Raw genomic sequence first — 26822 nt, 5'->3', positions numbered from 1 at the left:
GGCGTGGAGTTCTAGAACTCCACGCCCACCCGCAGGATCGCCACCAGGGCATGGCCGACGCCGCCGTCGGCGCCTGGGTCCTTCACATATTGCAGGTCGGGCTGGATCGTCACCGGTCCGATCTTGTCCGAATAGGTCACCTCGATCGCGCTCTCGGCGCGTTGCAGGCGCTGGCCCGCGTCAAAGGCGTTGTCGCGGAACTTGCCCGACAGATAGGCCTGGTTGACCCCCATCGAGAAGGCGCTGTCGGGGCGGCTCTCGAAGACATGCTCCACCAGCACGCCGGCCTGCCAGCCGCCCTTGAAGGCGGTGGTGTCGCCGTCCGAGACGCCCAGGCGCGCGAAGGCCGTGGTCTTGCGAACCACGTCATCACCTTCGCCGGTCAGCTGGCGTTCCAGCAGGACATAAGCGCCCTGGGCCGTGGCGTGGACCGGATCGCCGGCGGGCGTCACGCTGCGGATGTCGTCCTGCTTGTCGCTGTAGCGCCAGGTCCCGAGGGCCACCTTGCCACGCCCTTGCCAGCCGGCTTCACCGATCACCAGCACGCCATTGTCGAACGAGGTGTGGACACCGCCGGGATCGCCCAGCACGCCGGCATTGGCGTTCAGCACGGCGGCTTGCGCGTAGACGTGCTCATTGGGCGTCCAGCGGGCGCGCACGGCCAAGGCGGTGGACGGGAAGATCGACGGACCGTTCGGCCCCGTGGCCGCCAGCTCCGAACCGATGCCGAAGGCCGGGGCCAGCAGCATGCCGGCGCTGTCGTTGGAATAGAACTCGCTGTTGAGGTCATAGAGGCCCGCGCGGATCGAGCCCTTGTCGCCGAAGCCCTGCTCGACCCAGGCCTCGAACAGACGGGCGCGCTGGCGGCTGACCTCGATATTGTCGACGCCCTGCAGCGTGCCGGCGTCGTCATTGGGCATGGCGCCGCTGTTGTTGAGGAACAGGGCGTGGGCGGTCGCGCCTTTCCAGCCGAAGGCCTTGTCCAGGTCGAGATCGGCGGAGATCTGGAAATCGTCCAGCACCCGGCCGCGCTTGGCCAGACCGCCACTGACCGTGCCGGTCACGTCCGCCGTGTAGCTGCCGCCCAGCTTCAGCGCCGGTTCGGCATAGGCGTCGGCCGCCATCAGCGCCGCGGCGATGAAGAAGGATCCCGCCGCCAGGCGATAGGCGATCCGGTTGGTTTTCGTCTGGCGCATTCTAGCCCCCCGCTGGCCCGACGTTCGATCAGGCGTGGGGGCAACCTCATCCGGGGCGAGGCGCCATCCGGTAAACCTTGGCTGTGGCGAGTCGTCGCAGACCGTGCGCCGAGACGGTGATTTCTGCCCCATGCGGCGAGATGACGCTGACGGGCGCGGAAGGGGCATGAACGTGCACGGTCAAGCTCTCACCCGGAGAAGCGTTCATTTGCACGTGTCGGGAAGGTCCTTGGTGGAGCCGAGGGGAATCGAACCCCTGACCTCCTCATTGCGAACGAGGCGCTCTACCATCTGAGCTACGGCCCCAAGGAGCGGCGGAGATACGGCCCTTGGGCGCGTACGTCAAGCGGGGTTCTCACCGCGCCTTGCCAGCAACCTCCAGGCGCGGCAAGAAGCTGTGGCATCAGACGGAAATCCCATGGCGCCCATCATCAATCTCGTCTTCTTCATCCTCAACGCGCTGCTGGACCTGCTGTGGTGGGCCATCATCATCTCGGCCGTGCTGAGCTGGCTGTTCGCGTTCGACGTGATCAACCGCCGCAACCAGTTCGTCTATAATGTCGCCTCCTTCCTGGACCGCGTCACCGACCCGATCCTGGCCCCTTTCCGCCGGATCATCCCGTCGATCGGCGGCGTCGACATCAGCCCGATCATCGTGCTGCTGCTGCTGCGCGGCCTGCAGATCTTCATCCTGCCGGCGCTTCAGAACACCCTGCTGAACGTTCTTGGCTGAGGTCCTGGCCGTCCGCCTGACGCCCCGTGGCGGCCGCGATGCGGTTGACGGCTGGGCCAGCGACGCGGACGGCCGCCCTTACTTGAAGGTCCGCGTGGCCAGCCCGCCGGTCGACGGCGCGGCCAACGCGGCCCTGCTGGCCTTCCTGGCCAAGAGCCTGAAGATCCCGCGCTCAGCCGTCCGTCTGGCGGCCGGCGACACGGCCCGGCTCAAGCGCCTGGAGCTGGATGGCGTCACCGCCGACGACCTGGCCAAGGCCTTCGGCGCACGTCCCTAAACTTGACCACAAAAGGCAAATCCTTGCTGAAGCCGGCGCGCTGCGCGCTGGCAAAGCACGATCATGCCCAAACCCGATGATGGTCCAACCCATTGACTAGGCGGCATTCTTTGACTTCCATCTAGGTCATCGCGGCTGGCCTGGCCGTGGTGGGGACCGGGGGGTCTCAGGGGGCGAAGGCGTGACCGAGACGACGATGCAGAAGGACGTGGCTCGCGCCGCCGCCTCACGGCGCGCGAACACCTATCTGCGCATCGGCGCCACTGTGGCCATCGCCGTGCTGCTGCAGGTCTATCTGCATCCGGCCTGGGGCTGGGTGTGGGCCGGCGTCTACACGCTCTGCTACGCCTTCGAGAACTGGGTGCGGGGTCCGACGGAGTCCGCGCCGACCTGGCGACGCCTGGCCGCCGTGGTCGCGCCGTTCGTCACCTCGGCCGCCTTCGGCGCCGTGTCGCTGGCGCTGTTCGCCTCGCACATCCGGTTCGCACCGACCCTGGGCGGCATGCTGCTGGCCGGCGCCCTGCTGAACGTCGTGGTGGTCAACGCCGGCAACCGCCTGGCCACCCTGATGGCCGCCGCGCCGCACGCCCTCTACCTGCTGATCGCGCCGTTCGTGGCCAAGGCCGCCAATCCCGGGGCCAACCTGGCCGACGTCCTTTGGTTCGGCGCCATCCTGATGATCGTCTCGGTCACCGTCGCCAGCCGCACCCTCAGCGCCGCCCTGAAGGCCGAGGCCGACGCCAAGGCCGAGGCCGAGCGCCGCCGCCACGAGGCCGAGGAGGCCGTCGCCGCCAAGTCGGCCTTCGTGGCCATGATCAGCCATGAGCTGCGCACGCCGATCAGCGCCATCCTGGCCGGCGCCGCCCGCCTGCACAGCGAGGTCCCCGAGGCCGGCCAGAAGATCCACGCCCAGCTGATCGCCGACGCCGGGGGCCTGATGCGCACCCTGCTCAACGACTTGCTGGACCTCTCGCGCCTGGACGCGGGCCGGATGACGGTCGAGCAGTCGGCCTTCAACCTGCGCCAGGCCCTGTCGGACACCCTGCGCCTGTGGCGGCCCGAGATCGCGCGCAAGGGTCTGAAGCTGCGGATCAAGGGCGCGGCCAGCCTGCCCCGCTGGGTGGCCGGCGACGCCATGCGCCTGAAGCAGGTGCTGAACAACCTGCTCAGCAACGCCATCAAGTTCACCGAGCGCGGCGAGATCACCGTCGTCCTGCACGCCCAGCCCTCGCCCGACCAGGTCCTGCTGTCGATCGAGGTGATCGACACCGGCCCCGGCATCCCCGAGGCCGCCCTGCCGCGCCTGTTCACGCCCTTCGACCAGCTGAACGCCGCCATCGTCCGCCAGCATGGCGGCTCGGGCCTGGGCCTGGCGATCAGCCGCGAGCTGGCCCGGCTGATGGGCGGCGACCTGACCGCCACCAGCGCGCCCGGCCACGGCGCCCACTTCACCCTGACCACGGTCTTCGAGACCGCCGAGGCCCCGCGCGCCGAGGACGAGGGCCGCTCGATCACCGGCCTGCGGGTGCTGGTGGTCGACGACCACGTGGTCAACCGCCGGGCCATCGAGCTGGTGCTCCAGCCCTTCGGCGTCGACGCCACCCTGGCCGAGTCCGGCGAGGAGGCGCTGGAGCTGCTGAACGCCGAGGTCTTCGACGCGGTGTTGATGGACGTCTACATGCCCGGCATGGACGGCCGCGAGGCCACGCGGATCCTGCGCGCCGGATCAGGTCCCAATCGCGACACCCCGGTCATCGCCGTCACCGCCTCGGCCACGCCCAAGGACTGGGACGCCTGCATGGCCGCCGGCATGAACGGCCACGTGGCCAAGCCGATCGACCCCGTGGAGCTGTTCGGCGCCCTGGCTCAGGTGCTGGCGGTCGAGGTGTCCGCCTCGGCCGACGCGGCCTGATCAAGCACGGCCGCCAAGCGCGCCGTCAGGGCCGCCTCGTCCTTCATGGCGCACTCCCAGACCACCTCGACCCGCCAGCCGGCCGCCTCCAGCGCCGCTTGCGAACGTTCGTCGCGGGCGACGTTGCGGGCCACCTTGGCCAACCAGTAGTCGCGATTGTTCTTGGGCACGCGAGAGCCTCGCGCACAGTCGTGACCATGCCAGAAGCAGCCATGGACGAAGAAGGCCAGCTTGCGCCCCGGCATGACCAGGTCCGGATTACCCGGCAGGTCCTTGCGATGCAGCCGATAGCGCGCGCCCAGGCTGGTCAGGATCCGGCGTAGAGCCTTTTCCGGCGTGGTGTCCTTGCTCTTCACGGCGGCCATGACGGCCGAGCGCTTGGCCTTGTCATAGACGTCTGTCGTCACGGCCGGGTCTCCGGCGGGAAACGGCCCAGGCGCAAAGTTCCGGTCAGCAGCAGCACGCCCAGCTGCTTGAGGCCCGGCCAGCGCGACATCGGGGTGAAGAACCAGTCCCTCATGCAAGGCCAGAACGCGCCGTGGGCCTGGAAGAGCGGAGTCAGGGCCTTGGAGACCAGCTGGTAGATGCCGGTGTGCCGCCGACGGTCGTCCTGCCAGGCGCGGACGGCGACGGTGACCCCGCGATAGTCGCGGTCCAGGCGCACGGCCAGCTCGACGGCGTCCACCAGGGCCAGGTTCGCCCCCTGCCCCAGTTGCGGACTGGTGCCGTGAGCGGCGTCGCCGATCAGCACGCAGGCGTCGCGGTTCCAGCGTCCCACCGAGACGTCGCGATAGAGGGCGCGGGAGAAACCCTCCCAGGCTTCGCGGCCTTCCAGCAGCGCGGCGGCCTCGGGCCACAGCGCCCCTAGCCGCTCGCGCCGCCAGGTCTCGAAGTCGCCAGCCAGGAAGGCGTCCAGGTCCTTGACCGGCACGGACCAGAAAAGGCTGACCTGATCGGTCTCGCCCTCGGCGCCGCGCCCGACGGGCAGCACGCCGCTCATGACCTCGGCGCGATGATAGACCTGCCGCAGGGCGCCGGCGAAGCGACCCTCGGGATCGCGGGCGTTGGTCCAGACCGCGCCCCACGGATACACGGGAGCCCGCGCGCCGGGCCGGATCGCCGTCCGCAGGGTCGAGGCCGAACCATCGCCGATGATGGCCAGGTCGAAGGGCCCGAAGCTGCGGTCTTGCTGGTCGTGAAGAATAGGGTTCGCGGGGTTCTCGATCCGCACGACCCGCGCGTCGGTAACGACCTCGACCCCGGCCGGGGCCAGCTGGTCGTGCAGGGTGTCGAACAGCACCGCGCGATGGATGCCGACGCCATGCGCGCCGGGTCGCCAGTCGCCGTAGTCCAGGTCCATGACCCGGCGACCGCGCGTGTCCTTGCCTTCCAGCTTGTCGACGCGGGCGCCGGCCTCACGGATCGCCTCGTCGAGACCCAGGGCGCGCAGAGCCGCCAGGCCTGTGGGCTGCAACAACAGCCCCGAGCCCAACGGACGCGGGGCCGCGAAGGCCTCCAGCAGGGTGACCCTATGCCCTCGGCGCGCCAGGGCCAGCGCGGCGGCCATGCCGCCGACGCCGCACCCGATGACGCCTACACGAAGGGGGCTCAGAGGCCCTCGAACAGCGCCGTGGACAGATAGCGCTCGGCGAAGCTGGGGATGATCACCACGATCAGCTTGCCGGCATAGTCGTCGCGCAGAGCCAGGTCGAAGGCGGCGGTCAGGGCCGCGCCCGAGCTGATGCCGACCGGCAGGCCTTCGGTGGCCGCCGCGCGGCGAGCCATGGCGAAGCTGTCGTCATTGCTGACCTGGACAATGTCGTCGATCACCGAACGGTCGAGGATGCCCGGCACGAAGCCGGCCCCGATGCCCTGGATCTTGTGCGGGCCGGGCGCGCCGCCCGACAGCACCGGCGAAGCCTCGGGCTCGACGGCGACCATCTTCAAGCTGGGTTTGCGGGCCTTCAGCACCTGGCCGACGCCGCTGATCGTGCCGCCGGTGCCAACGCCCGAGACCACGGCGTCCACGGCGCCGGCCGTGTCGTTCCAGATCTCCTCGGCGGTAGAGACGCGGTGGATCAGCGGGTTGGCGCCGTTCTCGAACTGCTGCGGCATCACCGCGCCGGGCGTGGCGTCGATCAGTTCCTGGGCGCGCGAGACGGCGCCGCGCATGCCCTTTTCGGCCGGGGTCAGCTCAAGCTTGGCGCCCAGCAGCAGCAGCATCTTGCGGCGCTCGACCGACATGCTCTCGGGCATGACCAGGATCAGCTTGTAGCCCTTGGCGGCGGCCACGAAGGCCAGGGCGATGCCGGTATTGCCCGAGGTGGGCTCGATGATCGTCGCGCCGGGCTTCAGGATGCCCTGCGCCTCCAGCGACTCGATCATGGCCACGCCGATGCGGTCCTTGACCGAACCGATCGGGTTGAAGAATTCGAGCTTGGCGACGACCTCGCCCTTGGGCTTCAGCTCGGCCGTGAGGCGCGGCAGGCGGACGATCGGGGTGTCGCCGATCGTGTCGATGATCGAGTCGTAGATCTTGCCGCGACCCGCGCGCTTGAAACGCGAAGCGTCGTAGAGGGAGGAAGCGTCGTCCATCGGATACCTCGGAGGCCCTAGGGTTGCGGGAAGCGGCGCGCACCCTAAACCCGCAAACCCCAGCTGTCAGGAGGTCATTCGGCGGCGAGGCTTGCAGTTTTGCTAATCAGCAAGGGCTCCAGCAGGGTTTGCGCCAGCCAGCGCACGGCCGGAACCGCCACGCCGTCGCCGATCACCTGCAGGCCCGCCGTCTGCGAGCGCGGCAACAGATAGCTGTCGGGCAGGCCCATCAGGCGCGCGCCTTCGCGCGGCGTGACCAGGCGCGAGCGGACCTGGCCGTTCTCGATGACCAGTAGGGTCTGGCGCGAGGAGCCGCCGCGCGGCGTGCGCAGGCAGCCGGCGACGCCGTCGAACCGCACCTCGGCCCGCTGGTCGCCGCCGCGCATCCGGCGGAAGACGGCCCCGACCGCGCGCTCGCCCGACCTCACCCGACGCTCGACGGCCTCGCGGTGGCTGTCGGCCATCAGGGCCAGCAAGGCGTCGGTGCGCTCCTGCGGGTTCCAGGTCATGGCGGCGTCGGGCTCAAGCACGACGGAAAGATCGGTGTTGCGGGCCGGCGGCGAGGGGACGCCCCACCAGATCCAGCGTTCCTTCAGGTCGTCGGGCAGGCGGGCGGCGGCCTCGCGCACGGCGCGGCTGTGGAAACCGCTGGTCCCTTCCAGGCCATCGGTCGGCAGGCGGGTGGCGACGACGAACACGCGGGGCCGCGACTGCGGGACAAAGGCCCCGGCGTCGATCTCCAGCGCGCCGAAGCGGTAGCCCTCTTCCGACAGCGCGCCACATAGGGCGGTGAAGTCGTCGCCGTGATGCGAGGTCAGCAGGCCAACGACGTTCTCGATGACGATCACCGGCGGGGCGCGATCCTGCGCCGACATCGCCTTCATCAGAGTCCAGAAGCCGAAGAAGGCCGAGGACTTGCCGCCGGCTAGGCCCGCGCGGGCGCCGGCCAGGCTGAAGTCCTGGCAGGGGCTCGAGGCCCAGGCCAAGTCGGCGGTCGGAATATCACCACCGCTCAGGGCGAAGACGTCGCCCGCATGAAAGTGCTCAGCGGCGTCGGCGAAGTTGGCGCGATAGGTGTCGGCCTTCACCGCGTCGAAGTCGTTGGCGAACGCACAGGTCCAGCCATCGCCCAGGCCGATCCGGGCCATGCCGCCGCCGGCGAAGAACTCAAGGAAGGAGGGAGAAGCGTTCCGATTCATCGCCGCTGAGTCTAGCCTCACCGGACCTGGAGGGGATAGTCAAAGACATGCGTACCGCCGCCCTGATCGCCGCCGCCCTGTTGATAACGGCCTGCGGACAGTCGCCCATGGGCTCGGCCGAGGAAGCCCCGCCGCCGGCCGATGCGCCGATCACCGTCGGCCCGGACTATTCCGGCGACTTCGACGCGGTCGGGACCGAGCCGTTCTGGAACGTGAAGGTGCGCGCCGACGGCATGACCCTGTCCCGCCCCGACCATGCCGACGTCGTCACCGGCAATTCCGGCGTGCGCATCGACGGCGAGCAGGGCGTGTTCGACACCACCGCCGGCGAGACCCGGCTCGTGCTGCGCCTGACGCCGGGCGAGTGCTCGGACGGCATGTCCGACCGCCGCTACGGCTACCTGGCCGAGGTCTGGATCGACGGCGAGACCCTGAAGGGCTGCGCCTCGAAGACCCGGGACCTGGCCGCCCAGCCCAAGCCCTAGTCGCCCTTGGGTCCCAGATAGCCCGCGCCGTACACGGCCTCGCGGAAGTCGTGGTGCAGGGTGCCGTCGAATGGAAAGGTCTGGACGAAGAACACCGCCGTCAGATGGTTGACCGGATCGACCCAGAACAGCGTCGTCTCGCGGCCGTCCCAGAAGAATTCGCCGATCGCGCCGCGATTTTCAGCGGCCGTCTTCGGCGCGCTCTTACGGACCGCGAAGTCGAGACCGAAGCCGACCGTGCCCTTGCTGGGCAGCCAGAGGCGCTGGGTGACGCGGGGGTCCAGGTGGTCGGTGGCCATCAGGCGCACGGTCGAGGGTTTCAGGATCCGCACCCCGTCCAGCTCGCCTTCGTTCAGCAGCATGCGCGAGAAACGGGCGTAGTCGTCGATCGGCGCGACGATGCCGGCCCCGCCCATGGTCAGGCGGCGAGCGGGGTCGAAATTCAGGCGGCGGGTCTCGGCGTCGGCCTGGCGGGCCAGCTTCCCGTCGGGACCCTTGTTGTAGGTGGCGGCCAGGCGAGCGAAGGCGGCCTCGGGCTGGGTCCAGGCCGCTTCCTTCATGCCCAGGGGCTCGAGGATGTGGGCCTTCACATAGGCTTCGAACGGCTGGCCGGTCAGCTTCTCGACCAACAGGGCCTGGACGTCGACGGCGGCGCTGTAGCTCCACTGCTCGCCGGGATCGAACAGCAGCGGCGCCTTGGCGATGCGATGGCCGAACTCGGTCAGGTCGTTGGCCTGGTTCATCGGATCCAGCGCCGAGAACGCCGCATCGGCCGGGGTGGCCGTCCCTCCGTACGAGAAGCCGGCCGTGTGGCGCAGGATGTCGCGGATCAGGATCGGGCGAGCCGCCGGGCGCGTCTGGCCCTGGGCGTCCATCACCTTCATGTCCGCGAACTCGGGCAGGTAGCGCGACAGCGGGTCGTCCAGGCCGAACTTGCCCTGTTCCCACAGCTGCATTAGCGCCACGCCGGTGACCGGCTTGGTCATCGAGAAGATCTGCACCAGGGTGTCGCGACGCATCGGCTTGCCGGCTTCGCGGTCGGCCATGCCGGCGGTCCCGAAATAGCGCTCCTGGCTGTCTTTCCAGACCACCGCCGAGACCCCGACGGCGCGACCGCTATCGACCATGGCCTTCAGGGCCGCGTCGATGCGCTTCTTGTCGATCTTGACCGGGGCGGGCGCCGAGGCGGCGGGCGTCGCACGTGCAGCGGCGGGAGCGACCGGCACGGCCAGCAACGTCGCCGCGACGGCGGCGAGGATGATCTTCTTGGACACGGGAGGCTCCCCAACGCTTTCTTATGACAGCGTTGGACCTTCGCCGAGGCTGAGCTTTTTGGCCAGAGCGTCGAGGTCGTAGACGGCTACTTCAGGCCCAGGCGCTGGCCGTCGTAACGCTCGCGCAGCGGGGCCCACCAGGCCTCGTTATCGAGGTACCACTGGATGGTCTTGCGCAGGCCGGTGTCGAAGGTCTCCTGCGCCTTCCAGCCCAGCTCGGTCTCCAGCTTGGTCGCGTCGATCGCGTAGCGGGCGTCGTGGCCCGGACGGTCGGTGACGAACGCAATCAGGTCGCGGCGGCTCTGGCCGGCGATCGGGCGCAGCTCATCGAGGATGTCGCAGATCGCCTCGACCACCTGCAGGTTGGTGCGCTCATTGCGGCCACCGACGTTGTAGCTCTCGCCCGGAACGCCCTGGGTGGCGATCAGGTGCAGGGCGCGGGCGTGGTCCTCGACATGCAGCCAGTCGCGGACATTGTCACCCTTGCCGTAGACCGGCAGCGACTTGCCCTCGAGGGCGTTCAGCGTGACCAGCGGGATCAGCTTCTCGGGGAAGTGATAGGGGCCGTAATTGTTCGAGCAGTTCGAAACCACCACCGGCAGGCCGTAGGTGTGATGCCAGGCGCGGGCCAGGTGGTCGGACGAGGCCTTGGACGCCGAATAGGGCGAGCGCGGGTCGTAGGGCGTGGTCTCGCTGAACAGGCCGTCCGCGCCCAGGCTGCCGAACACCTCGTCGGTCGAGATATGGTGGAAGCGGAAGGCGTCCTTCTCGCCGCCTTCCAGCGTGCGCCAGTGGTCCAGCGCCGCCTGCAGCATGACGTATGTACCGACGATGTTGGTCTGCACGAAGTCGCCGGGGCCGGTGATCGAGCGGTCGACATGGCTCTCGGCGGCCAGGTGCATGACCACATTGGGGCGGAAGGCCTTGATCGTGGCCGAGACCACCGCCGCGTCGGCGACGTCGCCCTGCACGAACTGGTAGTCGGCCTTGCCGTCCAGCATCGCCAGGCTGGCCGGCGAGGCGGCATAGGTCAGCTTGTCGAAGTTGAGGATCGCGACGTCGTTCTGGCCGGCCAGGTGGCGGCACACGGCCGAGCCGATGAAGCCCGACCCGCCGGTCACCATCACGCGGAGATTCTGCTGCGACATGCGCGGGTTAGCCTCGGGCTGAAACAGAGCCGGGTCCGTATCCAGTTTTTAGTGTACGCGCAACTTAGTCGGTGAAGACCACGGTCTTGCGGCCATTCAGCAGCACGCGGTCTTCCAGGCGGTAGCGCAGGGCGCGGGCCAGGACACGGCGCTCGATGTCGCGGCCCTTGCGGACCAGGTCCTCGGGCGTGTCGCGGTGACTGATGCGCTCGACGTCCTGCTCGATGATCGGACCTTCATCCAGGTCGCCGGTCACGTAGTGGGCCGAGGCGCCGATCAGCTTCACGCCACGCGCATGGGCCTGGTGATAGGGCTTGGCGCCCTTGAAGCCCGGCAGGAACGAGTGGTGGATGTTGATGCAGCGGCCCTGCAGCTTGGCCGACAGGCCGTCCGACAGCACCTGCATGTAGCGGGCGAGCACGACGATGTCGGTCTTGGTCTCCTGGATCAGCTTCCAGAGATCGGCTTCCTGCTCGAACTTGGTCTCCTTGGTCACCGGCATGTGGTGGAAGGGCAGGCCCGACAGGTCGATGTGCTCGTAGGTCTCGGCCGGATGGTTGGAGACCACGCCGGCGATGTCCATCGGCAGCTCGCCGATCCGCCAGCGATAGACCAGGTCGGCCAGGCAGTGGTCGAACTTGCTGGCCAGCAGCAGCACGCGATAGCGCTCGGCGCGGTCGCGCAGGGACCACTTCATCTTCAGCGGCTCGGCCAGGGCGCCGAACTCGCCGCGCACCGCGCTGCGATCAGCGCCGTCGGCGTCGAACACCACGCGCATGAAGAACTGACCGGTCTCCTGGTCGTCGAACTGCTGGGCGTCCAGGATGTTGCAGCCGCGCTCGAAGAGGAAGGCGGACACCTTGGCGACGATGCCGCGCTGGTCGGGGCAGGAGAGGGTCAGGATCATGGTCCGCTCCCTCTAGAGAACTGTATCGCCGAAGAAAAGCGGCTGAACGCGTCAGGCGAGGCCGATTTTCCCGTCGGGCGCGGAGTTTTCCTAAACCTTGGGCACGTCCATGCCTCGCTGGACGGCGGGACGAGCCTCCACCGCCATCAGCCAGTTCTCGACCGCCGGAACGCCGGGATCGCGACCCGGCTCGGCCTTGGCCAGGGCGCCAAGCACGGCCTTGGTCCAGCTGTAGCTGGCGATGTCGGCGATGGAATAGTGCTCGCCGGCGATCCACGGATGGTCGTTCAGCCGCCGATCGAGCACGCCCAGGAGGCGCGAGACCTCCTCGCCAAAGCGGTCGATGGCGGCGGGAACCTTCTCTTCGGCGCGCAGGGCGAAATAGCCGTACTGACCGGCCATGGGCCCCAGGCCGCCGACTTGCCAGAAGGTCCATTCCAGGGCCGCCCAGCGCTCGGGACCGCTCGGGGCCAGCAGCTTGCCGGTCTTTTCGGCCAGGTAGACAAGGATCGCGCCGCTCTCGAACATCTTCTGAGGGCCTCCGGGGGCGTCATGATCGACGATGGCCGGGATCTTGTTGTTGGGCGAGATGGCCAGGAACTTCGGATCGAACTGCTCGTCCTTGCCGATGTTCACCGGGTTGACGCGGTAGGGCAGGCCGACCTCCTCCAGCATGATCGAGGCCTTGCGGCCGTTCGGCGTGGTCCAGGTGTAGAGATCGATCACGAGGCATCTCCCTGTATTCCGGGTCAACAACGCGCGGGCGGGTAGATGGCGCCGCGCGAACGGGTCTAGGCTCTGATCATGGTTTCCTCTTCCGAAGTCTTGTCTGATCGCGCGATCGACATCCTGGCCAAGCTGGTGGCGTTCGACACCACCTCGCGCCGCTCGAACCTGGAATTGATCCAGTGGGTCGAGCAGTACCTGGCGCATCTGGACGTCCCGACCCGCCGGGTGCCGAACACCGACGGGACCAAATCGAACCTGATGGCCACCATCGGCCCGGCGGTCGAGGGCGGAGTTGTTCTCTCCGGTCATACCGACGTCGTCCCGGTCGACGGCCAGCCGTGGTCCAGCGATCCGTGGGTGCTGACCGAGCGCGACGGCAGGCTCTACGGCCGCGGAACCTGTGACATGAAGGGCTTCCTGGCCCTGGCGCTGGCCGCCGCGCCGGACCTGGCCCAGGCGACCCTGTCACGGCCGGTGCACCTGGCCTTCTCCTACGATGAAGAAGTCGGCTGCCTGGGCGCGCCGGACATGATCGCGGTCATCGCCACCGAGGTTCCCCGGCCGGCGCTCGTCGTGGTCGGCGAGCCCACCGACATGGTCGCCGTGCGCGGCCACAAGGGCATCGCCACCTTCACGGTCACCGTCACCGGCCGCGAGGCCCATTCCAGCCTGACCCACCTGGGCGTCTCGGCCAACACCATGGCGATCAAGCTGATGGCGATGCTGGTCGAACTCTCCGAAAAGCTGGAGCGCGAGGCCGATCCCAATTCGCCGTTCACGCCTAAGGGCGCGACCCTGACGGTCGGCATGGTCCATGGCGGCACGGCCGGCAACATCCTGGCCCGCGAGTGCAAGTTCCTGTTCGACCTGCGCACCCCGGGCAAGATGGATCCGATGGCGTTGCTGGCCGACTTCTTCGCGGCCTGCGAGGCGATGGGCGCCGAGATCAAGGCCAAGGCCCCGGAAGGCGGCGTCAAGGTCGAGCGCCGCTCGCTGACACCGGCCTTCGCGCCCGAGGAAGACGGCGTCGCCGAAACCTTCGCCCGCAAGCTGGCCGGCGACAACGGCCCCGCTCGCGTTGTGCCCTATGCCGCCGAGGCCGGACAGTTCCAGGGCGCGGGCTTCTCGACGGTGATCTGCGGCCCCGGCTCGATCGACCAGGCGCACCAGCCCGACGAATTTGTCGAGATCAGCCAGATGCAGCGCGGCGCCGCCTTCATGCGCCGGCTGATCGAGGACCTTTCCACTTCCTGATGATGAACCGGCGGCCGATGAAGGCGGCCGGGTCGAACGACATCACCCGCAGGATCGCGCTGGGCGAAGCCTTGCGCTTGGCCTGGATGGCGCGGCGGTCGGCCATGACCTGATCCAGGTCCTCGCGCTTCAGCGCCGCCTTGATGCCGCGGATCGCCGGTTCGACGTCGCCGCGCCGCCAGTGCAGCAACAGCAGGCCCGACGTCACGGCCACGTGCAGCGGCAGGGTCACCGGGAACAGCCAGCCGGGCGTGTTCTTCAGGAAGGTCCAGACCCGGTTGCGCGAGCCGTGGAAGATCGCGAAGTCCGACCGCACCCCGGTGCTGGCCGACCCCACGTGGGCGACCTTGGCTTTCGGCAAAAGCAGGGTCGGGTAGTCGTAGAGCCGCAGGCGGTAGCCCAGATCGACGTCCTCGCAGTAGCAGAAATACCGCTCGTCGAAGCCGCCGACCTCCAGGAACAGGTCGCGGTCGATCAGCATGGCCGCGCCGCAGGCCGAGAACACCTCACCCTCGGGTAGGACCGCCGGTTCCTTGCGGCCATACCCGCCGCGGAACGGTATGCCCGCGCTGGTGACATTGTCGCCGGCCCCGTCCAGCAAGCCCGGCCGATCGGCCGACAGCTGCAGCGACGCGAAGCTCTTTACGGTCGGGTGACGACCCACCCCAGCCATCAGCTCGGCCAGCCATTCCGGCTCGGCATAGGCGTCGGGGTTCAGCAAAACCAGCCAGCGGCCCTTGGCGCGCCGGGCCGCGAAGTTGTTGCCGGCCGCGAAGCCCAGGTTCGCGCCCGCCTCGACGAAATCGACCCACGGGTGGGCTTTCGCCGCCGCCTGCGGGGCGCCGTCGGTCGAGGCGTTGTCGATCAGGATGGTCTCGAAGTCGCGGAAGGTCTGGGCCGCCAGCCGCTCCAGGCAGGGCGCCAGCGTCGGGCCGCTCTGGTAGGAGACGATGATCACGCTCACCGCCGGGCTCTTGTGTTCGATCGTCTCAGCCGGCATCGGTGGCGAAATTCGTTTCTCTAGGTACGCGTCATGAAGATCACGCCGCTGGCGATCCCCGAAGTGCTGCTTATCACGCCCGCGCGCCATGGCGATGAGCGGGGGTGGTTTTCCGAGACCTTCCGCCAGGCGGCGCTGGAGGAGGCTGGATTTAAGGCCGCTTTCGTCCAGGACAACCATGTGCGCTCGACGACGCGCGGCATCCAGCGCGGCCTGCACTACCAGAAGCCGCCCCACGCCCAGGACAAGCTGCTGCGCTGCGTGGTCGGGTCGATCTTCGACGTCGCTGTCGATATCCGCGAAGGCTCGCCGACCTATGGCCAATGGGTCGGGGCCGAGCTGTCGGCCGAGAACCGCCAGCAACTGCTGGTGCCCAAGGGCTTCGCCCACGGCTACGTCACCCTGACCGACGCCTGCGAGGTGCTCTACAAGGTCACCGACTACTACGCCCCGGCTGCCGAGGGCGCCGTGCGCTGGAGCGATCCGGCGATCGGCATCGACTGGCCGATCCCGGTCGCCGAGATCACCGCCAACGACCGCGATAACGCAGCGCCGCTGCTGAGCGAGATCGACTCACCCTTCGTCTACGAGGCCTGAGCATGAGCTTCACCGACTTCTTCTGGACCTCGCACGAAGGCCTGCCGCTGCATGCGCGGGACTATGCGCCCGTTGGCGAGAGCCGGAAGCTGCCGGTGATCTGCATCCACGGCCTGACCCGCAACGCCCGCGACTTCGAGGATCTGGCGCCCAAAATCGCCGCCACCGGCCGCCGCGTGCTGGCGGTCGACGTGCGCGGCCGGGGCCTGTCGGCCCGCGATCCGAACCCGATGAACTACCATCCGGGCACCTACGCCGCCGACATCGTCTCGCTGCTTCAGGCGGCCGGGATCGAGCGGGCGGTATTTGTCGGCACCAGCATGGGCGGACTTATCACCATGGTGTTGACCTCGATCATGCCCCAGGCGATCGCGGCCGCCGTGCTGAACGACGTCGGCCCCGAGCTGTCGCCCGTCGGCCTGGCCCGCATCGCCGGCTATACCGGTATGGCCAGCCGGTTCGAGACCTGGGACGCCGCCGTCGCCTACGCCAAGGCGATCAACGAGGCCGCCTTCCCGGCCTACACCGCCGAGGACTGGGACGTCTTCGCCCGCCGGCTGTTCGACGAGCAGGACGGCGGCTTCGTCCTGGCCTACGACCCCGACATCTCCGCCCCGATCAAGGCGGCTGCCGAAGCGGCGGCCAAATCCCAAGCGGAAGGCGGCGCGGCGCTGGCGCCGCCGGACATGTATCCGCTGTTCCGCGCCCTGGCGAAGGACCGCCCGCTGCTGCTGGTGCGCGGCGGGATCTCCGACCTGATCGACCCCGCCATCGCCGAACGCATGAAGGCCGCCGCGCCCCACATGGCCTATGCCGAGGTCCCCGGCGTCGGCCATGCGCCGATGCTGACGGAGCCTGAGGCCTGGGCCGCAATAGAAAACCTGCTGGAGACCGCGCCCTAAAGGGGTGTGCCCGGACGGCTTGGCCGTGTTAGAGCCCCGGCAGTTCTCGTGCTGGAGCGCCTATGACCCTCGACCTCGCCGCCATCCAAGCCGCCGCCGGCCGCCTGAAGGGTCAGATCGAGCGCACGCCGTGCCGCCACTCCAAGACGCTGTCGAAGATCACCGGCGCCGAAGTCTGGGTGAAGTTCGAGAACCTGCAATTCACCGCCGCCTACAAGGAGCGCGGCGCGCTGAACAAGCTGATGCTGCTTTCGGAGGCCGAGAAGGCCAAGGGCGTCATCGCCGCCAGCGCCGGCAACCATGCCCAGGGCCTCGCGTACCACGGCGCCCGCCTGGGCGTGCCCGTCACCATCGTCATGCCCAAGACCACGCCGTTCGTGAAGGTGCAGCACACCCGCGACTTCGGCGCCAACGTGGTCATCGAGGGCGAGACCTATGACGACGCCAACGCCCATGCCCGCAAGCTGCGCGAAGAGCAGGGCCTGACCTTCGTCCACCCGTTCGACGACTATGACATCATGGCCGGCCAGGGCACGATCGCCCTGGAGATGCTGGAAGACGTGCCGGACCTGGAAGTCCTGCCCGTGCCGATCGGCGGCGGCGGCCTGATCAGCGGCGTGGCCACGGCGGCCAAGGCCCTGAAGAACGACATCCACATCATCGGCTGCGAGCCGGCCATGTATCCGTCGTTCACGGCCAAGATGCGCGGCGTCGCGGCCCACTGCGGCGGCCAGACCATCGCCGAGGGCGTCGCGGTCAAGCAGGTCGGCGAGCTGACCTACAGCGTCGTCCGTCCGCTGATCGACGACGTGCTGCTGCTGGAAGAGCCCTATATCGAGCAGGCCGTGGCCCTGTACTGCAATGTCGAGAAGACCATTGCGGAAGGGGCCGGCGCGGCCTCGCTGGCGGCGCTGCTGGCCTATCCGGAACGCTTCCGGGGCAAGAAGTGCGGCCTGATCCTGTGCGGCGGCAATATCGACACCCGCCTCTTGGCCTCGGTGCTGACCCGCGAACTGGTCCGCGCCCAGCGCCTGGTGTCCCTGCGGATCATCGGCGACGACCGCCCGGGCCTGCTGTCGACCGTGGCCAGCGTGATCGGCACGATGGGCGCCAACATCATCGAAGTGAACCACAACCGCCTGGCCCTGGACGTGCCGGCTAAGGGCGCGGAGTTCGACATCACCATCGAAACCCGCGACGCCCAGCACACCCAGGACGTCATGAACGCCCTCCGCGACAAGGGTTACCCGCCGCGGGTGGTTTGATCTGAAATCCTCCCCCTAGCGGGGGAGGTGTCCGCGCAGCGGACGGTGGGGGAAGTTCTGCCGACCTTGCCTCTTCCCCCTCCGGCCTTCGGCCGCCTCCCCCGCTGGGGGGAGGATCTATTGTTGCGGCTTGCCCGGTGCGATGCGGTTCACGTCCAGCAACTCGATGCGGAAGATCATCACGCTGTTGGCCGGGATCGGGCCCTTGTCCTGCGCGCCATAGCCCAGGGCCGGCGGCACGTAGAGGATCCACTCGTCGCCCGCCTTCATGCGTTGCAGGGCGATGACCCAGGCCGGCACCAGGCCGTCCAGCGGGAACACCGCCGGCACGCCGCGCTCGTAGCTGCTATCGAAGATCGTCCCGTCGATCAGCTTGCCTTCGTAATGGACCTTGACCTCGTCGGCCTTGTTCGGGTGCAGGCCGCCCTGCGGGCCTTCGCGCACGACCTTGTATTGCAGGCCCTGCGGCAGGGTGACGACACCCGGTTCCTTGGCATTCTTGGCCATGAAAGCGTCAGCGATCGAGAGGTTCTCCTGGGCCTTCTTGCTGGGACCGCACGCGGCCAGGGTCAGGCCGGCGGCGGCCAAGGTGAGAAGCAGGGCGCGACGATGCATGAAGAACCTCGAACAATCAGGCCGTTCAGCTAGCACGAAGAGCCCGGGATTCCATCTCCGGATGAACACCGACGGGCTGATGCATACTTTTCACGGAACAGTGGTGGCTTTCGTCGACAAGCTTTTCTAGAAACAGCGTCCCAATATTCAGACGAGCTGCTCATGAAACCCGTCCGTAAAGCCGTCCTTCCCGTCGCCGGTCTGGGCACCCGCGTGCTGCCGGGCACCAAGACGACCCCGAAGGAGCTGCTGAACGTCGTCGACCGGCCGATCCTGTCGTACATCGTCGAAGAAGGCCGCAAGGCCGGCATCGAGCACTTCGTCTTCGTCACCGGTCGCAGCAAGGGCGCGATCGAGGACTATTTCGACCACCAGGTCGAGCTGGAAGCCCAGCTGGAAGCCAAGGGCAAGCTCGATATCCTCAAGCAGCTGCGCGACGAGCTGCCCAAGCCGGGCGAGATGAGTTTCGTGCGCCAGATGGCCCCGCTGGGCCTGGGCCACGCGGTGTGGTGCGCCCGCGACATCATCGGCGACGAGCCGTTCGCCGTGATGCTGCCGGACGTCATCGTCGACGCCGATCCGTCGGCGCTGGGCCAGCTGATCGAGGTCTATGACAAGGTCGGCGGCGGCAACGTCATCGGCGTCGAGGAAGTGCTTGCCAGCGAGACCCACAAGTACGGCATCGTCGCGCCGGGCGAAGTGAACGGCCGCCTGGCCACCATGACCGGCATGGTCGAGAAGCCGGCCCAGGGCACGGCCCCCTCGAACTGGTCGATCGCCGGCCGCTACATCCTGCAGCCCGAGATCTTCGACCTGCTGGCCGAACAGGAAAAGGGCGCGGGCAACGAGATCCAGCTGACGGACTCGATGGCCAAGCTGATGAAGGTCCAGGACTTCCACGCCTATGTCTATGAAGGCGTCACCCACGACTGCGGCGACAAGATCGGCCTGCTGAAGGCCAATGTCGCCCTGGCCCTGAAGCGCGCCGACCTGGGCGCCGCGGCCCGCGTGGCCGTGGAAGCCGCCCTAAAGGCCTAAGGCGTAGGCCTAGGCCCACTCGGCCAGAACCTCGGGATCGTCCTCGGCGCGCTTCAGCGCCGAGGCGTCTCCGAGCAGTCGCCGCGCGGCCCAGACGGCCGCCCCACGCACCACCGGCGCGGGATCCGCCAACAGCGGCTCGACCACCGCCATCAGACTCGCATCGCCGCTGTTGCCGATCGCGTAGAGCACGTTGCGGACAAAGCGATCCCGGCCGATGCGCTTGATCGGGTTCTTCGAGAACAGCGTCCGGAACTCGGTATCGTCCAGCACCGCCAGCTCGGTCAGAGACGGCTGCTTCAGCGCCTCGCGCGCTTGCAGCTTGGCCTCGCTGGAGAACGACGCGAACTTGTTCCACGGGCAGATCGCCAGGCAGTCGTCGCAGCCATAGATCCGGTTGCCCATGGCGGGCCGGAACTCCGCCGGGATCGGTCCGGCCAGCTCGATCGTCAGGTACGAGATGCAGCGCCGCGCATCCAGCTGGCGCGGGGCCGGGAAGGCGTTAGTCGGGCAGATGTCGAGACAGGCGCTGCATCGGCCGCAGTGGTCGACCTCGGCCTCGTCCGGCGGCAGGTCTAACGTGGTCAATACGCTGCCCAGGAACAGCCACGAGCCAAACTGGCGCGAGACCAGGTTGGTGTGCTTGCCCTGCCAGCCCAGGCCGGCCCGCTGAGCCAGCGGCTTTTCCATCAAGGGCGCGGTGTCGACAAACACCTTCACGTCGTTGCCGAACCGGCGGTGCATCCAGCCGGCCAGCACCTTCAGGCGCTTCTTGATCACGTCGTGATAGTCGTCGCCCTGGGCGTAGACCGAGATCGCCGCGTCGCTTGTGGACTTCAGCTGCTCCAGCGGGTCGATGTCGGGGCCGTAGTTGACGCCCAGCACCACCGCCGACTTCGCATCGGTCCACATGGCGGTGGGGTGCGAGCGCCGCTCCAGCGTCTCTTCCATCCAGCCCATGTCGCCATGTCGCTCGGCCTCGACGAAGGCCTTTAGCCACTCGCCATTGGGCCAGGCCGCCGCCGCGTCGGCGAAGCCACAGGTCGAGAACCCCAGGCTCAGGGCCTCGGCGCGGATCTCGTCCTTGATCGCTTCGGGGGTCAGGTCAGAAGTCGAGGTCGTCATAGTGCGCGGCCGGCGCGAGGCCGGGCCAGCGGTCGGCCAGGATCGGACGGAAGGCCGGCCTCGACTTCAGCTTCATGTACCAGGTCTTGGCCGCCTGGAAGTCCTTCCAGGGCACGTCGCCGAAATAGTCGATGACCGACAGGTGGGCGGCGGCGGCGAAGTCGGCCAGGCTCATGCGGCGACCGGCCAGCCAGTCGCGGGTCTGCAGCAGCCCGTCGATATAGCCCAGGTGATGACGCAGCGCCTCGCGGCCCTGACGCAAGGCGGCCAGGTCCGGCGCGCCCATCCGCAGCAGACGCTTCTCCATCTTCTCGTGCAGGAGGAAGCCGTTGACCTCGTTGTCGAACTTGCGGTCGAACCACTGCAACAGGCGGCGAGCCTCGGCGCGTTCGCCCGCGTCACGCCCCAGCAGCGCCGGCTCGCTCTCGGTCTCTTCGATGTGCTCGAGAATGGCCCGCGTCTCGCAGACCACAAGGTTGCGCTGGTTGCGGGTCTCGACCAGCACCGGCGGCAGGCCCGACGGGTTCAGCGAGGTGAACTCGGGCGGCATCTCCCAGTAGCGGACCTGGATCTCGACGAACGGCAGCCGCTTCTCGCCCAGCGCCAGACGCACTTGTCGCGAGGCGGGGTCCAGGGGGAAGTGGTGGAGGGTGCGTTCGACGCTCATGCCCAGGTGCGCTCAGGCTGCATCGAAAGAGCGATGCGCCGCTTTGCTTAACAAGAGGTTGCTGAACGCCGTTAAGCCAAGGAAAGCAGGCTTTTACGCGGCCTTTTGACTCACTTAGCTGTTCATTCTCGCAATCAGGTTCGTGGTGCTCTGGCCCTGCTTGAGCTCGGCCAACACCACCTTGCCGCCGTAGCCCAGCACGACGTCCGAGCCGACGACCGTCTCGACCGTGTAGTCGGCGCCCTTGACCAGCACGTCGGGGCGGAAGGCCTTGATCAGCTCCAGCGGGGTGTCTTCGCCAAACAGCACCACCAGGTCGACCGACGACAGCGAGGCCAGCACCGTGGCGCGGCCCGTCTCCTTCTGCACCGGCCGGGTCGGGCCCTTCAGCTTGGAGACCGAGGCGTCGGTGTTGAGGCCGACGATCAGCCGGTCGCAGGCGGCCTTGGCCTGGCTGAGCAGCGAGACGTGGCCGGGGTGCAGAAGGTCGAAGCAGCCGTTGGTGAAGCCGACCTTCAGGCCGCGCGCGCGCCACCCCTCGACGATCTGCTTGGCTTGGTCGCGGTCGGCGATCTTGATCTCACCGGGCTCACCCTGGGCCGAGGCGGCGACGGCGGTCAGCTCCGCGGCGGTGACCACGTCTGTGCCGAGCTTGGCCACGACCAGGCCACCGGCCAGGTTGGCCAGGTGCGCGGCGTCGGGGAGGCTCCCGCCGGCCGCCACGGCCAGCGCCAGGGTCGCGGCCACGGTGTCGCCGGCGCCGGAGACGTCGAACACCTCGATGGCGGTGGCCGGCAGATGCACTGGCGGCTGGCCGCGCACGGCCAGGGTCATGCCCGCGCCGCCGCGGGTGATCAGGGCCGCGTCCAGCCCCGGCGCCATAGCCAGGATCGCCGCGCCGGCGTCTTCCGAGGCTTCGTCGGAATTGTCGGTGATGCCCGTGGCCTCGGCGGCCTCCTTGCGGTTGGGCTTGATCAGGGTCGCGCCGTCATAACGAGCGAAGTCGCGGCTCTTGGGGTCGACGATCACCGGCTTGCCGGCGGCGCGGGCCGCATCGATCGCCCCGCGCACGACTTCGGGCGTCAGCACGCCCTTGGCGTAGTCGGACAGCACCACGACGTCGGCCGAGGCCAGGCGCGCCTTGAAGGCGGCCAGCAAGGCGGCGGCGTCGCCGGGACCCCGATCCTCGCGATCGACCCGCAGCATCTGGTGCGAGCCGGAGATGTAGCGGACCTTCTCGGTCGTGCGGCGCTTGGGATCGGCGACCAGCTCGGCCTCCAGCCCAGGCTCTGCGTCGATCATGCCGAGCAGGGCCGCGCCGGCGTCGTCCTGACCGACCAAGCCGATCAGCACAGCCTTGGCGCCCAGGGCCGCGACGTTGCGGGCCACGTTGCCCGCGCCGCCCAACATGGCGGTTTCCTTCTCGACCGCGATCACCGGCACCGGCGCCTCGGGCGAGATACGGTCGACCGCGCCATAGATGAAGCGGTCCAGCATCACGTCGCCAAGGACCAGCACGGTCTTGCCGGCGAAGGCGCGGGGGAGATGGGAGAGGGCGTCGTTCATGCGGTTCCGTACTCTCACACGCTCGGAGAACTCAACCCTCGACGGGCTGGGCGAACAATCCGCCGTGCGGCTCGGCCTTACCGCGCGGGTCCGGGTGGATCAGGATATCGGCCGCCGGGAAGGCCTCCAGAAGGCGATTTTCGGCCTCGACCATGATAGTGTGGGCTTCGGCCAGGGAGATGTCGGCGGCCAGATCGGCGTGCATCTGCATGTGGACATACGGTCCCGAAGCGCGGGTGCGCAGTTGGTGAACGCCAAGAATGCGCGGGTCGGCGGTGGCCAGGGCCAGGATCTTCGCGCGGTCCTCCTCCGGCAACTCGGTGTCCATCAGCTGGCCCGAGGCCTCGCGGAAGACGCCGATCGCGCCCCAGATCAGCCACAGCGCCACGACCAGGCCCGCCGCCGCATCGACCCACGACAGCCCCAGCCACGACGCCGCGCCGACGCCCACCAGAGCCACGGCGTTCGAGCCCAGGTCGGCGGCGTAGTGGGCGCGGTCGCCGGCGATGGCGATCGAGCCGCTGGCCTTCAGCACCTTGGTCTGGGCGGTGATCAAAGCGAGGGTTAGGACAATCGAGATGATCATGACGATCACCCCCGCCAGCCCGTGCTCGACCGGACGCGGATTGAGGAAGGCGTTGAAGGCCTCGCGCCCGATCAGCGCCCCGGAGGCGAACACCAGACCGCCCTGCACCAGGCTGGAGAAGGCCTCGGCCTTGCCATGGCCGAAGCGGTGCTCGGCGTCCGGCGGAGCGGCGGCATAGCGCACGGCGAACAGGGTCACCAGCGAGGCCACCAGGTCCAGGGCCGAGTCCGACAGCGAGGCCAGGATCGCCACGCTGTCGCTGGCCTGCCAGGCGATCGCCTTGACGATGATCAGGACGGTCGCCGTCGCCACGGACAGCAGGGCGACATTGCGGGTGGCCTTGGGATCGGCGGCGGCGGACAGGGACATGAGCCCTATCTACCGCAACCGATGCGGAAACCTAAGCCGCCGCGCGCACCTCGGGTCCCACATAGACCGACTGCGGCCGGATCAGCCGTCCGCCGGCCAGTTGCTCGCGAGCATGGGCCAGCCAGCCCGACACGCGGCCCATGGCGAAGACGCAGGTGAAGCTGGCCGGCGGCAGGCCCAGCGCCTCGAGCAACAGCGCCGTGTAGAACTCGACATTGGTGTCCAGCGGACGGTCGGGCTTGTGCTCGCGCAGGATCTCCAGCGCCGCCTGCTCGACGGCCTCGGCGAAGGCGACGCGGCCCGGCAGGCTGGGCGAGGCGTCGGCCAGCTTGCGCACGGCCGCCTTCAGGGCGTCGGCGCGCGGGTCGCGGACGCGGTAGATGCGGTGGCCAAAGCCCATCAGCCGGTCGCCGCGCGCCAGGGCTTTCTCCAGCCAGGGGCGGGCGTTTTCCGGCGTGCCGATCTCGTCCAGCATCTCGATCACCGGGCCGGGCGCGCCGCCGTGCAGCGGACCTTTCAGCGCCGACAGCCCAGCCAGCACCGCCGAGGTCAGGCCTGCGCGGGTCGAGGCCACCACCCGCGCCGCAAAGGTCGAGGCGTTGAGGCCGTGGTCGCAGACGGTGACGAGGTAGGCGTCCAGCGCGGCCGCCTCGGCGTCGGTGGCGGGCGTTCCGCGCGTCATGCGCAGGATGTCGGCGGCGTGCGACAGGGCCGGATCGGGCGCGACGGGGCTTTCGCCCTTCGCCACCCGCAGCACGGCGGGGGTGAAGACGGCCGGGGCGGCGATCAGCAGCAGGGCGGTGTTCAGGTCGTCGCCGTCGGGCAGGCGGGCCAGCAGGGCGCGCATGGCCTCGACCGGATCGCGGCGGGCCAGGCCCTCGTCCAGGGCGGCGACCTCGGTGAAGGCGCGGACGCGAGCCTCGCCCAAGGCGGGCGCCAGATCGGACGGCGCGTCCTCGAAGAAGCCGTCGAACAGCAGGTGCGCGGCCTCCTCGTAGCGGGTGCGGCCCGACAGATCCTCGACGGCGTAGCCCCGGATCACCAGGCGGCCCTTGGCCCCGTCGACATCGGACAGAACGGTGCGGGCGGCGATGACGCCCTCAAGACCATCAGACATGTGCGGTCTCCTTTCGTAGCGATGAAAAGCGCTCACAAGCCTTGATCGTCAATCTTGATCAATATAATCAATCTATATGGCGGATTGGCTGGACGCGGATCAGGTTCTGGAACGGCTGGGGATCCGGCCGCAGACGCTTTACGCCTATGTCAGCCGGGGCCGGATCGAGGCCGCCGCCCATCCGCACGACCCGCGCCGCAGCCTCTATCGCGCCTCGGACGTCGCCGCCCTGGCCCAGAAGAAGGCCCGCGGTCGCCGCGCCGCCGACGTCGCCGCTGAGGCCATCGCCTGGGGCGAGCCGGTCCTGCCGTCAGCGATCACTACAGTGGCGGGCGGACGGCTCTGGTATCGCGGCCGCGACGCCGTCGAACTGGCGGAGCAGGGCCTGACGCTTGAAAACGTCGGCCGGCTGCTGCGCGGCGGCCATGGCGCGGCGCTGAAGTCCTCCCGCCGTCCGGAGCCGCCGGTCGCCGACAGCGCGCGGGGCCGCTTGTTCCTGACCCTGGCCGCCCGCGCCGGCCGCGAACCGCCGGCCCGAGGTCGTGCGCCGCTAGCGCTCGCCATGGAAGCCGCCGATCTGCTGGAAGCCGTGGTCGACGCCGCCACCGGCCAGACCGGCGAAGGATCAGCCCACGCCCGCTTCGCCGCCGCCTGGGGCCTGGACGCGGCCGGGGCTGACCTCGTCCGGCGGACCTTGGTGCTGCTGGCCGACCACGAACTGAACGCCTCGACCTTCGCGGCGCGGGTGGCGGCTTCGACCGGGGCGTCGCTGTCGGCGGCCTGCCTTGCAGGGCTGTCGGCGCTGTCGGGGCCCTTGCACGGCGGCATGGCCGCGCGGGTTGAGGCCTTCGTCGAGGAGGCCGAACGGCGCGACGCCAATCATGCGGTTTCCGCGAGACTGGCCCGAGGAGCCTCTATGCCGGGCTTCGACCACCCGCTCTATCCGGACGGCGATCCCCGCGCGGCCGCTCTGCTGGCCGCCTTTGAGGCCCCGCCCCTGCTGGCCGAGCTACGCACGGCGACCGAAGCCGCCACGGGCCTCGCGCCGAATATCGACTTTGCCCTGGTGACCCTGGCGCGAACCCTGAAACTGCCGCCGGACGCGCCGTTCATCCTGTTCGCGACGGCCAGAAGCGCCGGCTGGGCCGCGCATGCGATCGAGCAACTTCAGACGGGGCGGCTGATCCGGCCCAGGGCGCGCTATGTCGGCGTCGCGCCGGAGGGCTATTCGCCCTCTTCCTCGTCGTAGCCGACCAGCCGCAGCGCCCGCGCTGGCAAGCCTTCCAACTCGCACCACCGCTCCAGGGCCTCTTCGCGACCGTGAGTGATCCAGACCTCGCCCGGCCGTAGCTCGCTCAAGGTCGACGTCAGCTCGTCCCAATCGGCGTGGTCGGAGAGGATCAGCGGCAGCTCCACACCCCGCTGCCTCGCCCGAGCCCGCACCCGCATCCAGCCCGAGGCGAAGCAGTCCACCGGATCCGGGAACCGCCGCGACCAGCGGTCGGCCACGGCGCTAGGCGGCGCGATGATGATCTGGCCGGCGAAGGCGTCCTTCGGACCCGTCGACGTCGCCGGCGCCAGCGGGCCGAGCTCGACGCCATGTGCCTCGTAGAGCGCGTTCAGCTTCTCCAGCGCCCCATGGACGAAGATCGGCTTATCCCAGCCGCCCTCGCGCAACAGCTTGATCACCCGCTGTGCCTTGCCCAGGGCATAGGCGCCGACGATGTGGCAGCGCTCCGGAAACTGCTCGACCGAGGCCAACAGGCTGCGGATCTCGCCCGCATCGTCGGGATGGCGGAAGACCGGCAGGCCGAAGGTGGCCTCGGTGATGAAGACGTCGCACGGGACGGGCTCGAACCGCGCGCAGGTCGGGTCGCGGCGACGCTTGTAGTCGCCGGACACCACCATGGTCAGGCCCTTCCAGCGCACGACCGCCTGGGCCGAGCCCAGCACGTGGCCGGCCGGGACCAGGGTCACCTCGACGCCGTTGTGGGCGATCGTCTCGCCGTAGGGCACAGCCTGGCGACGCTCGGTGAAGTCCTCGCCATACCGCGTCGCCATGATCGCCAGGGTCTCGGGCGTGGCGGCCACCGTCCCATGACCGGCGCGCGCATGGTCGGCATGGCCATGGGTGATCACCGCCCGGTCCACGGGGCGGACGGGGTCGATATAGAAGTCTCCCGGCGGGCAGTAGAGGCCGCCTGGTCGGGGACAGAGAAGGTCTTCGGGCTTGATCACGGCTGGATATGACAACGCGGAAGACGCT

At 68.9% G+C, this 26822-nt stretch carries 27 protein-coding genes and 1 tRNA gene; 10 read left to right on the top strand and 18 right to left on the bottom strand.

What is annotated here, in order from left to right; genetic code table 11:
- Nucleotides 1-11: 11 nt before the first annotated feature.
- Both AC1RRR_RS22750 and AC1RRR_RS22745 read right to left on the bottom strand, forming a co-directional pair.
- Nucleotides 12-1196: a carbohydrate porin gene (locus tag AC1RRR_RS22750; protein WP_492816357.1), complete on the bottom strand. Its 1185-nt coding sequence runs from the start codon at nt 1194-1196 to the stop codon at nt 12-14.
- A 230-nt stretch (nt 1197-1426) separates the two neighbouring features.
- Nucleotides 1427-1502: transfer RNA gene (locus AC1RRR_RS22745), tRNA-Ala, on the bottom strand.
- Between the two features lie 112 nt (nt 1503-1614).
- Here AC1RRR_RS22745 and AC1RRR_RS22740 point away from each other — a divergent pair.
- The 3 genes from AC1RRR_RS22740 (at nt 1615) to AC1RRR_RS22730 (ending at nt 4118) form a co-directional block, all read left to right on the top strand.
- Nucleotides 1615-1929 carry a YggT family protein gene (locus AC1RRR_RS22740; protein ID WP_492816355.1) on the top strand — a complete coding sequence of 105 codons (315 nt, stop codon included), beginning with the start codon at nt 1615-1617 and terminating at the stop codon, nt 1927-1929.
- Complete coding sequence (locus tag AC1RRR_RS22735) at nt 1922-2206, top strand: DUF167 family protein (protein ID WP_492816353.1); 285 nt, start codon at nt 1922-1924, stop codon at nt 2204-2206. Before AC1RRR_RS22740 ends, AC1RRR_RS22735 begins: the two co-directional genes overlap by 8 nt.
- Nucleotides 2207-2402: 196 nt before the next feature.
- Nucleotides 2403-4118, top strand: coding sequence for an ATP-binding protein (locus AC1RRR_RS22730; RefSeq protein WP_492816597.1), 1716 nt, complete (start codon nt 2403-2405; stop codon nt 4116-4118).
- Here AC1RRR_RS22730 and AC1RRR_RS22725 read toward each other — a convergent pair.
- The 4 genes from AC1RRR_RS22725 to AC1RRR_RS22710 form a co-directional block, all read right to left on the bottom strand.
- A complete protein-coding gene (locus AC1RRR_RS22725; RefSeq protein WP_492816351.1) occupies nt 4073-4525 on the bottom strand; it encodes a very short patch repair endonuclease in 453 nt (150 codons plus the stop codon). The two genes, AC1RRR_RS22730 and AC1RRR_RS22725, sit on opposite strands and share 46 nt — an antisense overlap.
- Nucleotides 4522-5706 carry an FAD-dependent oxidoreductase gene (locus AC1RRR_RS22720; RefSeq protein ID WP_492816595.1) on the bottom strand — a complete coding sequence of 395 codons (1185 nt, stop codon included), beginning with the start codon at nt 5704-5706 and terminating at the stop codon, nt 4522-4524. Before AC1RRR_RS22720 ends, AC1RRR_RS22725 begins: the two co-directional genes overlap by 4 nt.
- Nucleotides 5707-5726: 20 nt before the next feature.
- Nucleotides 5727-6713, bottom strand: coding sequence for a cysteine synthase A (gene cysK, locus AC1RRR_RS22715; protein ID WP_454761864.1), 987 nt, complete (start codon nt 6711-6713; stop codon nt 5727-5729).
- 74 nt (nt 6714-6787) lie between these two features.
- On the bottom strand, nt 6788-7912 hold the full coding sequence (locus tag AC1RRR_RS22710; protein ID WP_492816349.1) for a DNA cytosine methyltransferase: 1125 nt from the start codon (nt 7910-7912) through the stop codon (nt 6788-6790).
- A 47-nt stretch (nt 7913-7959) separates the two neighbouring features.
- Between AC1RRR_RS22710 and AC1RRR_RS22705 the strand changes: the two genes are divergently transcribed.
- Complete coding sequence (locus AC1RRR_RS22705) at nt 7960-8397, top strand: COG3650 family protein (RefSeq protein WP_492816347.1); 438 nt, start codon at nt 7960-7962, stop codon at nt 8395-8397.
- On the opposite strand, the gene AC1RRR_RS22700 is transcribed toward AC1RRR_RS22705, so the two are convergent.
- The 4 genes from AC1RRR_RS22700 to AC1RRR_RS22685 form a co-directional block, all read right to left on the bottom strand.
- Entirely contained in the window at nt 8394-9671 is a 1278-nt protein-coding gene (locus AC1RRR_RS22700) for a serine hydrolase domain-containing protein (RefSeq protein ID WP_492816345.1), read from the bottom strand. The two genes, AC1RRR_RS22705 and AC1RRR_RS22700, sit on opposite strands and share 4 nt — an antisense overlap.
- Before the next feature lie 86 nt (nt 9672-9757).
- A complete protein-coding gene (rfbB, locus tag AC1RRR_RS22695) occupies nt 9758-10819 on the bottom strand; it encodes a dTDP-glucose 4,6-dehydratase (protein ID WP_492816343.1) in 1062 nt (353 codons plus the stop codon).
- A gap of 64 nt (nt 10820-10883) precedes the next feature.
- Nucleotides 10884-11726: a formyltetrahydrofolate deformylase gene (gene purU / locus AC1RRR_RS22690; RefSeq protein ID WP_492816341.1), complete on the bottom strand. Its 843-nt coding sequence runs from the start codon at nt 11724-11726 to the stop codon at nt 10884-10886.
- Between the two features lie 90 nt (nt 11727-11816).
- Nucleotides 11817-12452, bottom strand: coding sequence for a glutathione S-transferase N-terminal domain-containing protein (locus tag AC1RRR_RS22685; protein ID WP_492816339.1), 636 nt, complete (start codon nt 12450-12452; stop codon nt 11817-11819).
- A 78-nt stretch (nt 12453-12530) separates the two neighbouring features.
- Between AC1RRR_RS22685 and argE the strand changes: the two genes are divergently transcribed.
- Nucleotides 12531-13709, top strand: a complete 1179-nt coding sequence (argE, locus tag AC1RRR_RS22680; RefSeq protein WP_492816337.1) for an acetylornithine deacetylase — start codon at nt 12531-12533, stop codon at nt 13707-13709.
- Here argE and AC1RRR_RS22675 read toward each other — a convergent pair.
- Nucleotides 13672-14709 (bottom strand): glycosyltransferase family 2 protein, encoded by a 1038-nt coding sequence (locus AC1RRR_RS22675; RefSeq protein ID WP_492816335.1) that lies wholly within the window; start codon nt 14707-14709, stop codon nt 13672-13674. The genes argE and AC1RRR_RS22675 overlap by 38 nt on opposite strands.
- Nucleotides 14710-14742: 33 nt before the next feature.
- On the opposite strand from AC1RRR_RS22675, the gene rfbC reads away from it, so the two are divergent.
- From rfbC to AC1RRR_RS22660, 3 genes are all read left to right on the top strand, one after another.
- Nucleotides 14743-15306 (top strand): dTDP-4-dehydrorhamnose 3,5-epimerase, encoded by a 564-nt coding sequence (gene rfbC, locus AC1RRR_RS22670; RefSeq protein ID WP_492816333.1) that lies wholly within the window; start codon nt 14743-14745, stop codon nt 15304-15306.
- Between the two features lie 2 nt (nt 15307-15308).
- The gene (locus AC1RRR_RS22665) at nt 15309-16208 is read left to right on the top strand and encodes an alpha/beta fold hydrolase (RefSeq protein ID WP_492816331.1); all 900 of its coding nucleotides are present in this window, start codon (nt 15309-15311) and stop codon (nt 16206-16208) included.
- Between the two features lie 62 nt (nt 16209-16270).
- Nucleotides 16271-17473, top strand: a complete 1203-nt coding sequence (locus tag AC1RRR_RS22660; RefSeq protein WP_492816329.1) for a threonine ammonia-lyase — start codon at nt 16271-16273, stop codon at nt 17471-17473.
- A 117-nt stretch (nt 17474-17590) separates the two neighbouring features.
- Here the strand turns inward: AC1RRR_RS22660 and bamJ are convergent, their stop codons facing one another.
- A complete protein-coding gene (gene bamJ, locus AC1RRR_RS22655; protein ID WP_492816327.1) occupies nt 17591-18088 on the bottom strand; it encodes a BamJ family beta-barrel-assembly machinery protein in 498 nt (165 codons plus the stop codon).
- A 162-nt stretch (nt 18089-18250) separates the two neighbouring features.
- Between bamJ and AC1RRR_RS22650 the strand changes: the two genes are divergently transcribed.
- The gene (locus tag AC1RRR_RS22650; RefSeq protein WP_492816325.1) at nt 18251-19126 is read left to right on the top strand and encodes a UTP--glucose-1-phosphate uridylyltransferase; all 876 of its coding nucleotides are present in this window, start codon (nt 18251-18253) and stop codon (nt 19124-19126) included.
- A 9-nt stretch (nt 19127-19135) separates the two neighbouring features.
- On the opposite strand, the gene queG is transcribed toward AC1RRR_RS22650, so the two are convergent.
- The 5 genes from queG to AC1RRR_RS22625 all read right to left on the bottom strand — a co-directional run bounded on the left by queG (nt 19136) and on the right by AC1RRR_RS22625 (nt 24556).
- Nucleotides 19136-20251: a tRNA epoxyqueuosine(34) reductase QueG gene (queG, locus tag AC1RRR_RS22645; RefSeq protein ID WP_492816323.1), complete on the bottom strand. Its 1116-nt coding sequence runs from the start codon at nt 20249-20251 to the stop codon at nt 19136-19138.
- Nucleotides 20232-20918 (bottom strand): FtsZ-binding protein FzlA, encoded by a 687-nt coding sequence (gene fzlA, locus AC1RRR_RS22640; protein WP_492816321.1) that lies wholly within the window; start codon nt 20916-20918, stop codon nt 20232-20234. Before fzlA ends, queG begins: the two co-directional genes overlap by 20 nt.
- A 114-nt stretch (nt 20919-21032) precedes the next feature.
- Nucleotides 21033-22484 (bottom strand): D-glycero-beta-D-manno-heptose-7-phosphate kinase, encoded by a 1452-nt coding sequence (gene rfaE1 / locus AC1RRR_RS22635; RefSeq protein WP_492816319.1) that lies wholly within the window; start codon nt 22482-22484, stop codon nt 21033-21035.
- 31 nt (nt 22485-22515) lie between these two features.
- Nucleotides 22516-23439 (bottom strand): cation diffusion facilitator family transporter, encoded by a 924-nt coding sequence (locus AC1RRR_RS22630; RefSeq protein WP_492816317.1) that lies wholly within the window; start codon nt 23437-23439, stop codon nt 22516-22518.
- Between the two features lie 31 nt (nt 23440-23470).
- Entirely contained in the window at nt 23471-24556 is a 1086-nt protein-coding gene (locus AC1RRR_RS22625; RefSeq protein WP_492816315.1) for a citrate synthase/methylcitrate synthase, read from the bottom strand.
- 76 nt (nt 24557-24632) lie between these two features.
- On the opposite strand from AC1RRR_RS22625, the gene AC1RRR_RS22620 reads away from it, so the two are divergent.
- Complete coding sequence (locus tag AC1RRR_RS22620) at nt 24633-25805, top strand: citrate/2-methylcitrate synthase (protein ID WP_492816313.1); 1173 nt, start codon at nt 24633-24635, stop codon at nt 25803-25805.
- Here AC1RRR_RS22620 and AC1RRR_RS22615 read toward each other — a convergent pair.
- Entirely contained in the window at nt 25781-26809 is a 1029-nt protein-coding gene (locus tag AC1RRR_RS22615) for a ligase-associated DNA damage response exonuclease (protein ID WP_492816311.1), read from the bottom strand. The genes AC1RRR_RS22620 and AC1RRR_RS22615 overlap by 25 nt on opposite strands.
- Between the last annotated feature and the right edge of the window lie 13 nt (nt 26810-26822).

The sequence above is a fragment of the Caulobacter sp. GW821-FHT12D05 genome (genome assembly GCF_058807295.1).
Note: the sequence above shows the minus strand (reverse complement) of the source record. Positions and strands in the feature narration are given on the sequence as shown.

Excerpts from the sequence above, each read along its gene's own strand:
- AC1RRR_RS22750 (WP_492816357.1), bottom strand. The coding sequence starts at position 1,196 with ATGCGCCAGACGAAAACCAACCGGATCGCCTATCGCCTGGCGGCGGGA.
- AC1RRR_RS22740 (WP_492816355.1), top strand. The coding sequence starts at position 1,615 with ATGGCGCCCATCATCAATCTCGTCTTCTTCATCCTCAACGCGCTGCTG.
- AC1RRR_RS22730 (WP_492816597.1), top strand. The coding sequence starts at position 2,403 with ATGCAGAAGGACGTGGCTCGCGCCGCCGCCTCACGGCGCGCGAACACC.
- cysK (WP_454761864.1), bottom strand. The coding sequence starts at position 6,713 with ATGGACGACGCTTCCTCCCTCTACGACGCTTCGCGTTTCAAGCGCGCG.
- AC1RRR_RS22710 (WP_492816349.1), bottom strand. The coding sequence starts at position 7,912 with ATGAATCGGAACGCTTCTCCCTCCTTCCTTGAGTTCTTCGCCGGCGGC.
- AC1RRR_RS22705 (WP_492816347.1), top strand. The coding sequence starts at position 7,960 with ATGCGTACCGCCGCCCTGATCGCCGCCGCCCTGTTGATAACGGCCTGC.
- rfbB (WP_492816343.1), bottom strand. The coding sequence starts at position 10,819 with ATGTCGCAGCAGAATCTCCGCGTGATGGTGACCGGCGGGTCGGGCTTC.
- purU (WP_492816341.1), bottom strand. The coding sequence starts at position 11,726 with ATGATCCTGACCCTCTCCTGCCCCGACCAGCGCGGCATCGTCGCCAAG.
- argE (WP_492816337.1), top strand. The coding sequence starts at position 12,531 with ATGGTTTCCTCTTCCGAAGTCTTGTCTGATCGCGCGATCGACATCCTG.
- AC1RRR_RS22675 (WP_492816335.1), bottom strand. The coding sequence starts at position 14,709 with ATGCCGGCTGAGACGATCGAACACAAGAGCCCGGCGGTGAGCGTGATC.
- rfbC (WP_492816333.1), top strand. The coding sequence starts at position 14,743 with ATGAAGATCACGCCGCTGGCGATCCCCGAAGTGCTGCTTATCACGCCC.
- AC1RRR_RS22665 (WP_492816331.1), top strand. The coding sequence starts at position 15,309 with ATGAGCTTCACCGACTTCTTCTGGACCTCGCACGAAGGCCTGCCGCTG.
- AC1RRR_RS22660 (WP_492816329.1), top strand. The coding sequence starts at position 16,271 with ATGACCCTCGACCTCGCCGCCATCCAAGCCGCCGCCGGCCGCCTGAAG.
- bamJ (WP_492816327.1), bottom strand. The coding sequence starts at position 18,088 with ATGCATCGTCGCGCCCTGCTTCTCACCTTGGCCGCCGCCGGCCTGACC.
- AC1RRR_RS22650 (WP_492816325.1), top strand. The coding sequence starts at position 18,251 with ATGAAACCCGTCCGTAAAGCCGTCCTTCCCGTCGCCGGTCTGGGCACC.
- queG (WP_492816323.1), bottom strand. The coding sequence starts at position 20,251 with ATGACGACCTCGACTTCTGACCTGACCCCCGAAGCGATCAAGGACGAG.
- fzlA (WP_492816321.1), bottom strand. The coding sequence starts at position 20,918 with ATGAGCGTCGAACGCACCCTCCACCACTTCCCCCTGGACCCCGCCTCG.
- rfaE1 (WP_492816319.1), bottom strand. The coding sequence starts at position 22,484 with ATGAACGACGCCCTCTCCCATCTCCCCCGCGCCTTCGCCGGCAAGACC.
- AC1RRR_RS22630 (WP_492816317.1), bottom strand. The coding sequence starts at position 23,439 with ATGTCCCTGTCCGCCGCCGCCGATCCCAAGGCCACCCGCAATGTCGCC.
- AC1RRR_RS22625 (WP_492816315.1), bottom strand. The coding sequence starts at position 24,556 with ATGTCTGATGGTCTTGAGGGCGTCATCGCCGCCCGCACCGTTCTGTCC.
- AC1RRR_RS22620 (WP_492816313.1), top strand. The coding sequence starts at position 24,633 with ATGGCGGATTGGCTGGACGCGGATCAGGTTCTGGAACGGCTGGGGATC.